Source organism: Streptomyces sp. NPDC058008 (assembly GCF_042886395.1).
GTDB lineage: Bacteria > Actinomycetota > Actinomycetes > Streptomycetales > Streptomycetaceae > Streptomyces.
In genome coordinates this window covers 242,750-254,488 of record NZ_JBHVQX010000008.1, presented here as the reverse complement: position 1 = coordinate 254,488, position 11,739 = coordinate 242,750, and the positions used below count along the sequence as shown (strand labels likewise).

Sequence of the window (11,739 nt, the reverse complement as noted above, 5' to 3'; positions counted from 1 at the left end):
CGGCTCCCGGCTCCCGGCTCCCGGCTCCCGGCTCCCGGCTCCCGGCTCCCGGCTCCCGGCTCCCGGCTCCCGGCTCCCGGCTCCCGGCTCCCGGCTCCCGGCGACGATCTCAGAACAGCCCGTCCTGCACCCCACCGCCCCCCAGGGGGACGGACGGCACGCTCAGGCCCGCCCGCGCGTCGGCTGCCACCAGGTCCCATCCGGTGACGAGCCGCGTGTCCAGCACGACGATCCCCGCGTCGGCGGTCTCCAGATGCAGATCGGGCCCGGCCGCGGCGACCAGCCGCCCGGCCACCACCCCGCCGTCCACCAGAGCGGTCACCACCCGCGCCGCGGGCTCCGTGCCCTCGAGCCCGAACACACCGGCGTGGTCGACCGCTTCGAACGGCAGACGCTCCAGCGCCTCCGGCCACCCCGCACCCTCCAGGGCTCCGGCGCGCCGGTACAGGTTCTCGATCTCGGCGGCCCGCTCCGCCTCCCCCGGCAGTTCGCCCCGCACCGCACGCTTGCGCGCGTACGGGATCCGGTCGGGCACCCCGAGCGCCGAGCGCAACAGCTCCTCCGTACGCCGGGCGGCCATCAGCGGCCCGCGCCCCAGCCAGCTGAACACCACGGCACCCTGCTCCCGCAGCCGCGCGGCGTCCCGCGCCTCCCCGGTGATCCCGACCTTCACCATGCCCGGCCCGAACCAGGCCAGGTAGACGCGGTACGTCCGCGGGTCGTCGGCGATCGTGTCGGCGGCCACCGAGTGCGCGCGATCCAGCCGGGCGCACTCCGCGCAGCGCGCGCCCGTGCCGCGCGCCGGCACCACGGCCCCGAGCGGACACGGATTGCCGCGCGCCCCCACACAGTGCCGCTCCCCCTCGGCGCGGAACCCGAGCTCCTTCCCGTACGTCAGGACGCTCACCCGCCCGCGTCCGGCGCCGTCACTCCGTGCCCACCCGAGGACGGGCTCGCCGTGGGGCCAGCGCAGTCCGGTACACCGCCAGCCGCTCATGCCGCCCCTCTCCCAGCCCGCGCCGTCGGACGCGCGTGGAGACCCTAACGGACAGGGCCTCGCGGCCGGCGCCCCGCCGGACGCGCCACGCACCTCGCCGGGAGGCGGCGTCGGGGAGACGCGCACCTCATCGGGGGGCGGCGTGAGCGCGAGGCTCCCACCGCCGCTTTTCTGGAATGATTTTCTAGAGTGATTTTCTAGAAACATCTCCCCCATCAGCCGGGTGCCGGTCCACACTGACCCCGTGTCCTCACCGGAGATTCCGCTCCCGCTCACGCCCCGGCAGGCCGCCGACGGCGACATCGTCACCGTCTCCCTGCCGACCGGGCCCGCCCGCATCCGCGTCCCTCCCTCCAAGGAGGGCGATCTCGTACGGGCCCGGGTCGGCGAACAGGAGGTGCTCCTGCGCGTTCACCTCACCGGAGGCGGTGGCAGGCCGTGGCCCGCGTTCCTCGGGGTGGCCGCCGTCATCGGGTTCGTGGTGGTGCTGGGGGTCATCGGCGCCGAGGAGAAGAGCCCCTCCGCAGGCCCTCCGGCCGGCTCGTCGACGTACGACTCCTCCTACGACTCCTCGTACGAGGACGACCCGTACGCCGAGGAGACGGAGGACACCGACACCGAGGACCCCAGCACCTCGGACACCGCCGACGACACGGACGAGCCCGACGATCCCGGGGACGCCGACACCGACGCCGGGACCGACGCCGACGCCGAGGACCCGTACGACACCGAGGAGGAGGCCCCCGACCCCTACGAGTCCGGCACCTGCCTCAACGGGACGCTGCCGGACTCCACGACCGCGCAGGAGGTCAGCGGCGTGGAAGAGGTCTCCTGCTCGGCCTCCGACGCGCACTACCAGGTGATCCGGACGGTCCCGTTCACATCGGACCTGAGCCGATGCGACTCCGACTCCCGTACGCAGTACGCGTTCTCGTACCGCTACACCCTCAACGGGGCCACCCTCAACGAGTACGTGTACTGCCTGACCGGCATCGGACCGTACGCGCGCTGAACGCGCCCCGGCCGGTGAACCCCCGCCTGTCAGGCGCGAGATGACCGGGCTCGTTGCCTGAAGTACTCAGGGGCGGAACGAGTACGCGCACTCCGGCCGGACGCCCGGCGAGCCGGGAAGCTCGGTGTCATGCGAAGACGACTTCCGAAATCCGCCCTCCGGCTGTGGACGATCCTGATGCCTGCCCTGGTGGCGCTCGCGCTCTGGGCCGCGTGGCTGGGCTGGGACCAGCGGTACGACGTACAGCCCGACGGCACGACGACCGGCCCGTACGCGGCATGGCAGGTGGCCGGCCTGGTGCTCACACTCCTCGCGCCGCTGTACCGTGCGGCGTCCCGGCAGGACATCGCCGGACCCGTGCTCGGCATCACGGCGGGTCTGACCATCGCCGCCGCCTACGACTGGTCGGACGACACCAGCGGCCTGTTCGTGATCGGCGTGGGAGCGGTCATGGTGGGCAGCCTCGTCACGACCGCCGTGCTCTCCGTCGTGATCGCCTCGGTGAAAAGGGGTGGGCAGGGGCGCGGCGCACTCGCCGGAACGAGCTGACGCCGCGGCTCACGCCCCCGGCCGCACGACCCCGCCCCGCGTCCGCGGCGTACCGCCGAGGCGTGCCTCCTGGGGAACTTCCCCCGAGGCGCCTCCTCTCGCGCTCCCTCGGCACACGTCTTGGCGCACGTCATCGGCCCATGCCCTCGGCTCGCCCTCTTCTCCCTGCCCCTGTCCATCACGCCGTCGGCCCCGGCCCTGTCCGGGGCCGTCGGCGCGGCGCGAGGGCTAGGATCCGGGCCATGGCCCTGACCATGAAGGACATGGACCGGTTCGAGGCGTCCATGCCTCGCCTGGAAGCCATCGCCTACCGTCTCCTCGGCTCCGCGAGCGATGCCGAGGACGCCGTACAGGACACGTTCCTGCGCTGGCAGGCCGCCGACATCGGCCGCATCGAGGTCCCCGAGGCCTGGCTCACGAAGGTCCTCACCAACCTGTGCCTCAACCAGCTCACCTCGGCCCGCGCCCGGCGCGAGACCTACGTGGGCCAGTGGCTGCCGGAACCGCTGCTCGCCGGGGACCCGATGCTCGGCCCGGCCGACACCGCCGAACAGCGCGAGTCCGTCTCGTACGCCGTCCTCGCCCTCATGGAGCGCCTCTCCCCCGACGAGCGGGTGGTGTACGTGCTGCGTGAGGCCTTCGACTACCCGCACCGGTGGATCGCGGAGGTCCTCGACATCACCGAGTCCGCGTGCCAGCAGATCTTCCACCGTGCGAAGAAGCACCTCGCGGACGGCAGGACCCGCACGGAGATCGACGAGGCCGCTGCCCGGCGGATCGTCGAGGAGTTCCTCGCCGCCGCCACCAGCGGCCGGACCGAGCCGCTCGTGCGGCTGCTCACCGACGACGCCGTCTCGGTCGGCGACGGCGGAGGGAAGGTCCCGGCGCGTGCCAAGGCGTTCGAGGGCGCGGTGGCGGTCGCCAAGTTCATGCGGGGCCTGTTCAAGCCCGGCAAGGCCAAGCGGGCCATCGCCGGCGGCTCCCCCGCGTTCTACGCCACGACGGCCAACGGCGCCCCCGCGGCCGTGGCGGTCCTGGACGGACGGGTCATCGGCGTCATGTGCCTGGAGGTCACCACCGAGGGCATCGCCGCGTTCCGCAACCAGGTCAACCCCGACAAGCTCGAACGCGCGACCCGGCAGTGGGCGGCAACCGACCACGGGGAACCCCTGCTGATCGCCTTCTGATCATCTTCTGACCTCGCTGGTCTCACCGGTCTCACCGGCCTCACCGGTCTCGCTGACAGGGGTGGCCGGGGTGGCAGGGGTGGCAAGGGTGACCGCGCCGATCGCTCGGGACGCTCCGCACGCGATGTGAGGTGGTTCACATCGCGGTCCTGTCAGGAAACGGCGGGCTGCCCGGTTCAAGGGGCGACCCTCCGCCAGACAGGAGCAGGGAAATGAAGCACCGCATCATCGTTCTCGGAGCCGGATACACCGGGGCCATCGCCGCCGGGCGCCTCGCCAGGCGACTGCACCGCGAGGACGTCGCCATCACCCTCGTCAACGCCGAGCCGGACTTCGTCGAGCGGGTCCGCATGCACCAGCTGGCCGTCGGCCAGGACCTCGTTCCCCGCCCCTTCAGCGAGATGTTCGCGGGCTCCGGCGTCGAACTGAAGCTCGCGAAGGTCACCGCTGTCGACGCCGACCGCAGGGCTGTCGCCGTCACGGGCGCGAACGGCCCCGAGGAGCTGACGTACGACAGCCTGGTGTACGCCCTCGGCAGCGGCTGGAACGCCCAGGATGTGCCGGGCACCGCCGAGCACGCCCATGAGATCGCCGGCCGTCCGGGCGCGCTCCGGCTGCGCGAGCGCCTGTCCGGACTGGGGGCCGGGGAGCCGGTGGTGGTGGTCGGCGGCGGCCTCACCGGCCTGGAGGCCGCGACCGAGATCGCCGAGTCCCGCCCGGACCTCGATGTCGCCCTCGTCGCCCGCGGACCACTCGGGGACCGGCTCTCGCCCCGGGGCCGCGGGCACGTACGCAAGGTCCTCGACGGGCTCGGCATCACCCTGTACGAGGACACCGCCGTCGCCGCTGTCACCGCGGGCCACGTGACCACCGGCGACGGCAGGGACGTACCGGCCGCGGTCACCGTATGGACCACCGGCTTCGCGGTCCACCCGATCGCGGAGGCCACCACCCTGGAGGTCACCGGCGCCGGGCAGATCGTGGTCGACGGAACCATGCGCTCGGTCTCGCACCCGGACGTGTACGCCATCGGCGACGCCGCCATGGCCATGGGCCCCGGGGGCAAGCCGCTGCGCATGTCGTGCGCCTCGGGCACCCCGGCCGCATGGCAGGCGGCCGACGCCCTCGCGGCCCGGCTCACGGGCGGAAAACTGCCGGACGGATCGCCCCGCTACTTCAACCAGTGCATCTCACTGGGCCGCAAGGAGGGCCTGATCCAGTACGTCACGGCCGACGACCGCGCCGTCCGGGCGGCCCTGACGGGCCGACTCGCCGCGGTCTACAAGGAGCTGGTCTGCAAGGGCGCGGCCTGGGGCGTCGCCAACCCGATGCTCGGACTGCCGACGCGACGCCGCCGCATCACGCCGAGGCCGGCGCACACGGACACCGCTGCGGACACCGGCAAGGACACCCCCGCCCGGAACCGGGCCTGACCGGCGGGACGGCCGGGCACACCCAGAACCGGGGCTGACCGGCCGGATGGCCGGGGCCAGGTACTTGTCCGGCCTCCGGCGACCGGATCACCCGGCCCGGGGCCGGACCGGAGCGAGGCGGGCCCCGACGTCCACCGGCCGAGCCCCCGCGACCGGCCAACCCCCTTCCGGCCGGAGAACAACTCGGGCCTCAACACCCCTGGGTGGGCGGAGCCGCGCAGCACTGCCACCGGCCGACCAGAGAGAGCCCACGTCACACACCAACCGGCACCCGGACTCCGGCGCGCAATCAGACGAACCGGCACCCGCCCTCACAGCGCCCCAACTCACCCGAGCTACAGGCCTGCTGTCCGCCACCGCCACCACAACACACGACAGAGGCCCCCAGGATTTCTCCTGAGGGCCTCTGGCCTGCTGTGCACTCGGCAGGATTCGAACCTGCAACCTTCTGATCCGTAGTCAGATGCTCTATCCGTTAAGCTACGAGTGCTTGTCCTCGGCCTGAGCCTCGGTCTTGCTTCCCGGGCTTTTTTCTCCCCGGTCGGCGTTGCGAGAACAACATTACATGACCTGCGCCGTGACGCGAAATCCATTCACCAGACCACCTCTGACCTGCGAGAACATGCTTTTCAAGCAGGGTTCAGCAGCCCGGAACGGCCGAAGCCCCGTGCCTGGGGCACGGGGCTTCGGGTTCCTGCGGAGGCGGAGGGATTTGAACCCTCGATGGGCTTTAAGACCCAAACCGCATTAGCAGTGCGGCGCCATAGACCGGACTAGGCGACGCCTCCAGCACACCCCGCGCGAGCGCGGGTGGTGCGTGCAGATGATGACACAGTCGAGCGCGCTGTCACCAATCGCCGCCCACGGTACTAGGCAGGTGGGCAGCTAGGCAAAGCGCCCTGCGGCCGTGGTCCCGCCGGGTGTTCCGGCCCCGCATCCGGACGGGGCCCGTCCGGGGCCTTTCGCCGTCATACGGTCCGCACCCGGCCGGATAGCTGGTTGACCGCCGGCGCTCCCTCCCACGCCCGGTCCCGGCCGGCCTCCGCGACGCCAGGCCTTCTGCCCGGCCAGAGCGGTCGGCCCGACCCGCTGGTGTGTCCGGCCGCCCGGTGGTCCGTACAAGCGGGCGACGCGCACGGCCGCGCGGCAAGCACGGCCAGGCCCCGTGCGAAAGCCAAGGCGCCGTACCCGAGCCATCGGCTCACCGCAGGCCGGGGACCCGTGTCCAGGCCGGAGGCTCGCATCCAGGCCACCCGTCACACCCACCCGCCCCCACGCCCCAGGCCGAACCTCACACCCACCCACCCCTCACCACCGGGCCACCCCTCACGCCCACCCCGCCCCCACTCCGAGCCGCACCTCCTCCCCGTACCCCCGGCCAGGCCGTGTGGCCCATCCCCCCCGCACCCCCGGGCGGGTGTTCCTGCGGGGCCGTTCCGGTCGGACCTCCATGAGTTGCGCAACGTGCGGGCGCAAGGAGCGTTAGAGAGGGAAAGAGGGCTCCGCCCTCAGCACCAGCACTTCCCTCCCATGTGCCCCGGCCCGCGCCGCCACCCGGCGCCTGCCCGGAGCGGACCGGCGCGCACCGGGCGCGCCAGAACCACAGGAGCCCCGCATGCTGCGCCGTCTCACCCTCACCGCCGTCGCGTCCTTCGCCGCGCTCTCCGCCGTCGTGCCCGCCGCCACGGCCGCGTCCCCTCTGGTCCCCATGCCTCCGCTGCCCGTACTCCAGGGGGACTGGCCGACCATGCAGGACACGAGCACCCGGCTCACCGTGACGGTCTCGGAATCGGGCACCGCCACGGCCGACGGGGTCTTCGAGCTGGAGTGCGGCCCCGCGGGCGGCAGCCACCCCTCCGCGGAGCAGGCCTGCGAGCTGCTGGACGAGGCGGCGGAGTCGGGGGACAACCCGTTCGTGGCCACGGACCGCAACGCCATGTGCACCCTCCAGGCGGGCGGACCCGCCGCCGCCCGGGTGCAGGGCACCTGGCAGGGCGAGGACGTCGACGCGCACTTCAGCCGGGCGAACGGCTGCGAGATCTCGCGCTGGAACAACCTCGTACCGCTGCTCCCCTCCGCGCGGTAGCCGGTTCGGCGGGGCGTGCGCCGGGAGTTCGGCCGGGGCGGACGGCGCGCGCCGGGGCGCGTACGGGCCGCCCCTGAGGGTCCTGCGGTACGCGTTCCAGGGGCACTTCGGGCGGCCTCCCCTCGCGCGCCGGAACACATCGGAGCACGTCAGAGGGGGCGCTCGCGCCATCGGGATGGACCACCGGCGTACACCGTGTGCACAGAACCTTGGTGAGAGCTCCCCCTCATCCGCCGCCCGTCACGCGCTCCCTGCCTTTAGACTCCTCCCGTGACAGCCTGAGGCCCGAGGGGCAGGATGGGGCCCGCTGTCGGCAAGGTGCGGTATTCAGGGAGGAAGCGTCTCGTGAGCAGCAGGCCATCCCGAGGCGCTGCTCGCCTCGCAGCCATACTCGACGCCCTCCCGGACGGGCTCCTGCTCGTCAACTGCAACGGCACGGTCGTCAACGCCAACACCATCGCCCTCGAAATGTTCGAGGCCCCGGGCACCGCGCTCGTCGGGCGCGGACTGCTCGATCTGCTTCCGGAGTTCGACTCCAGGCTGATCCCCGGGTCGATGCGCATGCCGGACGCCGCGGACGAGCAGGGCAGGACCAAGCCGACGCGGATGATCGCGCGCCGGACCGACGGCACCGAGTACCCCGTCGAGGTCACCAGCGCCTCCCTGGACAGCGGCCAGGCCGGCTACAACGACATCCACTCCAGCTACACCGGCGACGAACTCCTCATGCTCGTCGTCAGGGATCTCTCCGGCACCGTCGACACCGAGGCCGAGCTGGCCCGTTCGCAGCGCCAGACCGAGATGATCCTGCGGGCCGCCTCCGAGGGCGTCGTGGGTACGGACACGGACGGCAGGGTCGTCCTGGTCAACCCCGCCGCGGCCCAGATCCTCGGCTTCCGCGCCAGCGACCTCGGCGGCCAGGAGCTCCACCCGCTGATCCTGCACTCGCGCGCGGAGGGTGACCCGTTCCCGTACGACGAGTCGCCGCTCGCCGACACCCTCAGGTCCGGTCGCAAGCACCGGGTGCGCGGACAGGTGCTCTGGTCCAGGAGCGGTGCGCGGGTACCGGTCGACCTGACGACCGCCCCGGTGCGTGACGGGGACCAGCTGGTCGGCGCCGTCATGACGTTCACCGACCGCCGGCCGCTCGAGGAGCTCACCCAGCAGCAGTCCGACGAGGTCTCCGGGCTGACCGAGCGGCACGCGGCCGAGATCGCCGAGCTGACCGAGAGCCACCGGGCCGAAGTCGCCGCGCTCACCGAACAGCACGCGGCCGAGACGGCCGACAGGACCGAGCGGTACGCCAGCGAGCTCGAGGAGCGGACGGAGCGCCTCAACGGCCTCGGGGCCCGGCACACCCAGCTGACCGCCGTGCTGGGCGAGTCGCTGCGCGGCCCGCTCGAAGAGCTGCGGGGCGAGCTCTCCGCCCTCGCCGCCGACCCGGCGGGCCAGCTCTGGCCCGAGGCCAACCAGATCCTCCACCACCTCGCCGCGGGCTACGCGCGCATGACGACGCTCGTCGACAACGTACTGAGCTACCAGCGCCTCGACGACGGCGCCGAGGAGCTCGTCAAGCAGGCGGTACTGCTCGACTCCGTGGTGACCGCGGGCATCGACGGCGCGGTCGAGCTGATCGGCCCGGGGCGGGCGCAGTTCGCGGTGCACGCGCCGCCGATCGAGGCCGAGGTCGACGCGGGACGGCTGGTCACCGCCCTCGCCCACCTCGTCGCCGACGTGGCCGGTGTCGACTCCACCGGCAAGGCCCGGCAGGTGCCGGGCGGCGGTTACGTCGACTCCACCGTCGTCGTGGCCGCGGCGCAGCGCGGTGAGGTCGTACGCATCGAGGTGCGCGGGCCGTTCGCCGGGGGCGACCCGGTGCACGTGCCGATCGTGCGCGGGATCGTGCGCGCCCACGGCGGGGTGCTCCAGACGCACGAGATGCCGGGGATGAGCGGCAGCGCGTACGTCCTGGAGGTGCCGATCGGCAGGGGCGCCGGGACCATCACGGCCGAGCCTCTGCCGCCCGTGCCCGAGGAGCCGGTCGTACCCGAGCCGGTTCCGCCGGTGCCCGAAGGGGCCGCCCTGCCCGAGTCCGTTCCGCCGGTGTCCGAGGAGAGGGCCGTACCCGAGGCCGACGGCCAGCCCACGCAGGGCGGCCGGCGCCGGGCGCGCAGGGCGTCCACGGACGCGTTCCTGGACAGCCCCGTCGACGCGGGAGCGGCGGGTCCCGAGTCCGGTGACACCGCAGCCGCGGAGCCGACCGGGCGGCGCAGGGCCCGCCGTGGGCCCGCGGACCCGCAGGAAACGCAGCAGGAACAGGACATGACCCCGCCTCAGCGGAGCGAGGGGTCCGGTCGCAGGCGCGGCCGGCCCAGTCCCGCCGAGGCGGAGCCCGCCCCGGAGCAGCCCCGGCAGGCACTGGCGCTGCCCGCGGCGGCCTCCTCGCCCTCCGAGGGGTCCGTGGTGACGGCCGCCGAGGGCGCGCAGGGTGGTGGCGGCCGTGCGCAGCTCGGCCCGACCGTGCCGCCGCAGGGCGTGCCGCAGAACGCCACGGGACGGAACGTCCGTCAGGGGGGTGGCGCCCAGCCGGCGCTGCCCGCCCTCGCCTCGCCCGAGGCTCCTCAGCGACAGCCGCAGGGGCAGGGGCAGGGGCAGCCTGATCAGTCGGATCAGCAGCCCGGAGGCCGGCGTGCGCGCCGGGCGCTGGCCGCCGCGCAGGAGCGCACCGCCGCTGCCGAGCCCTCGGGTCCGCGTACCGCCTTCGCGCTGCCGCCCGCCGCGGCTGACCGGATCCCGCCGACGGCTCCGGGCTCGCCCGTGGTGGCGCCGCCCTCCGCCGTCGCCCCGGCCTCTCCGGTCGCCCAGCCCGCGCCGGACACCGCCCCCCAGCCGGCCCAGCCGTCGACGGGCGGAGGCGGCGCGCTGCCGGAGCGGCACGACGCCGTAAGGACCGCTCCGGACGCGGACCACACCCCGCCGCAGCCGCACCCCGCGCCGTCCGGCCGCCGCCGGGCCCGGCCCGCGGAGTCCCCGGAGCCGCAGGCCCGGCCGGGCCATCCCGTTCCCGGGCAGCCGCTGCCCGCCGTTCCTCCGCAGCCCGACTGGGCGCAGGACGCCGCCCCGGCCCCCGGGGACGAAGCGTCCTGGGCGGCTCCCGGCAACACCACGCACACCACAGGCACCACCGGCCCCGTATCCGCGCCGGAACCCTCGCCGGAGCGGCATCCGGCCGACGGCGACGCACCGGCGCCCGTCCCGGACGCGCGGCGCCAGCCGCTCCCCGCCGAGGCGCCCATGCCGGCGTCAGCGGACTCGACCCAGGGGCGTGCGTTCAGCGTGCGGACGCTCGGGCAGGGCGTGCCGTTCGCGCAGCACCTCTCGCACCAGCAGAACCAGACGCTCACCGGGGCCGGTCGCCGCCGTAAGCTCGCCGCGCCGCCCGAGCCGGACGGCCCGGCCGCGCCCGCCAGCACGCCCGCCTCCCCCGCGCCGTCGCAGCCCGGCGGCGGGCAGGGAAGCCCCGTGCAGGGCTCCGGCCACCTGCTGTCCCCGCCTTCGTCCGAGGGGCGCTCGTACGCGATAGGGGCGCCCGACGAGGGCGCGGAGGGCCCGGAGCCGCTGGACGGCCCCGGTGGCGCCGTCGAGGTGGCCAACCGTCCGCAGCCGCAGCCCGTCGACGACGAACTGCCCCCGGAGCCGCTGGACAACCCGCGCAGGCTCCTCGTCTGGCCCGCCCCGGACGTCTCGACCCAGCAGGCCCTCAGCGACCGCGGCTACCGACCGGTGATCGTGCACTCCCGGGAGGAGGTCGACGCCCAGATCGCGGCGTTCCCCGCCGCGCTGTTCGTCGATCCGCTGACCGGTCCGATCACCCGTACGGCGCTCCAGTCGCTGCGTACGGCGGCCGTGGCGGCGGAGGTCCCGGTGCTGGTGACGGCCGGCCTGGGGCAGGCGACCAGGGAAGCCGCGTACGGCGCCGACCCTGCCGTACTCCTCAAGGCGCTCGCCCCGCGCGACAGCGACCAGCATCCGCCGAGGGTCCTGGTGATCGAGGAGCACGAGGAGATCGCGCTGGCGCTGACGGAGACGCTGGAGCGCCGCGGCATGCAGGTCGCCCGGGCGTCGGGCGACAGCGACGCGGTCGATCTCGCCACCCGGATGCGGCCGAATCTGGTGGTGATGGACCTGATGCAGGTACGCCGCAGGCGTGCGGGGATCATCGACTGGCTCCGCGCGAACGGCGCACTGAACCACACCCCGCTGGTCGTCTACACCTCGGCCGGCATGGAGGAGGCGGACCTGCCGCGGCTCGCCTCCGGTGAGACCGTGCTCTTCCTCGCCGAGCGCTCGACGAGCGACGAGGTGCAGTCCAGGATCGTGGACCTGCTGGCGAAGATAGGGACGAACTGACGCTCCCGCCCCGTCGTACGCGTACGACGGGGCGGGCGTGACGAGGGCGGTACAGGAGGATCCGT

The 11,739-nt window shown here is 73.9% G+C and carries 7 protein-coding genes and 2 tRNA genes; 6 read left to right on the top strand and 3 right to left on the bottom strand.

The genetic code is table 11. The features are described from left to right. Positions 1-109: 109 nt before the first annotated feature. Entirely contained in the window at positions 110-997 is an 888-nt protein-coding gene (locus tag ACFVS9_RS11100) for a DUF2797 domain-containing protein (RefSeq protein ID WP_389931474.1), read from the bottom strand. Positions 998-1,241: 244 nt separating this feature from the next. Between ACFVS9_RS11100 and ACFVS9_RS11095 the strand changes: the two genes are divergently transcribed. The 4 genes from ACFVS9_RS11095 to ACFVS9_RS11080 all read left to right on the top strand — a co-directional run bounded on the left by ACFVS9_RS11095 (position 1,242) and on the right by ACFVS9_RS11080 (position 5,178). Then, positions 1,242-2,009 carry a hypothetical protein gene (locus ACFVS9_RS11095; RefSeq protein WP_389931472.1) on the top strand — a complete coding sequence of 256 codons (768 nt, stop codon included), beginning with the start codon at positions 1,242-1,244 and terminating at the stop codon, positions 2,007-2,009. Positions 2,010-2,138: 129 nt separating this feature from the next. Then, positions 2,139-2,558, top strand: coding sequence for a hypothetical protein (locus ACFVS9_RS11090; protein ID WP_389931470.1), 420 nt, complete (start codon positions 2,139-2,141; stop codon positions 2,556-2,558). Positions 2,559-2,800: 242 nt separating this feature from the next. Beyond that, complete coding sequence (sigJ, locus tag ACFVS9_RS11085; protein ID WP_389931469.1) at positions 2,801-3,745, top strand: RNA polymerase sigma factor SigJ; 945 nt, start codon at positions 2,801-2,803, stop codon at positions 3,743-3,745. Positions 3,746-3,957: 212 nt separating this feature from the next. Next, positions 3,958-5,178: an NAD(P)/FAD-dependent oxidoreductase gene (locus ACFVS9_RS11080; RefSeq protein ID WP_389931467.1), complete on the top strand. Its 1,221-nt coding sequence runs from the start codon at positions 3,958-3,960 to the stop codon at positions 5,176-5,178. Positions 5,179-5,595: 417 nt separating this feature from the next. On the opposite strand, the gene ACFVS9_RS11075 is transcribed toward ACFVS9_RS11080, so the two are convergent. Further along, a tRNA-Arg gene (locus tag ACFVS9_RS11075) sits at positions 5,596-5,668 on the bottom strand. 207 nt (positions 5,669-5,875) lie between these two features. Beyond that, positions 5,876-5,966, bottom strand: a tRNA-Ser gene (locus ACFVS9_RS11070). A gap of 827 nt (positions 5,967-6,793) precedes the next feature. Here ACFVS9_RS11070 and ACFVS9_RS11065 point away from each other — a divergent pair. Both ACFVS9_RS11065 and ACFVS9_RS11060 read left to right on the top strand, forming a co-directional pair. Further along, positions 6,794-7,264 carry an SSI family serine proteinase inhibitor gene (locus tag ACFVS9_RS11065; RefSeq protein WP_383112842.1) on the top strand — a complete coding sequence of 157 codons (471 nt, stop codon included), beginning with the start codon at positions 6,794-6,796 and terminating at the stop codon, positions 7,262-7,264. A 345-nt stretch (positions 7,265-7,609) separates the two neighbouring features. After that, entirely contained in the window at positions 7,610-11,674 is a 4,065-nt protein-coding gene (locus ACFVS9_RS11060) for a PAS domain-containing protein (RefSeq protein WP_389931464.1), read from the top strand. Positions 11,675-11,739: the final 65 nt, after the last annotated feature.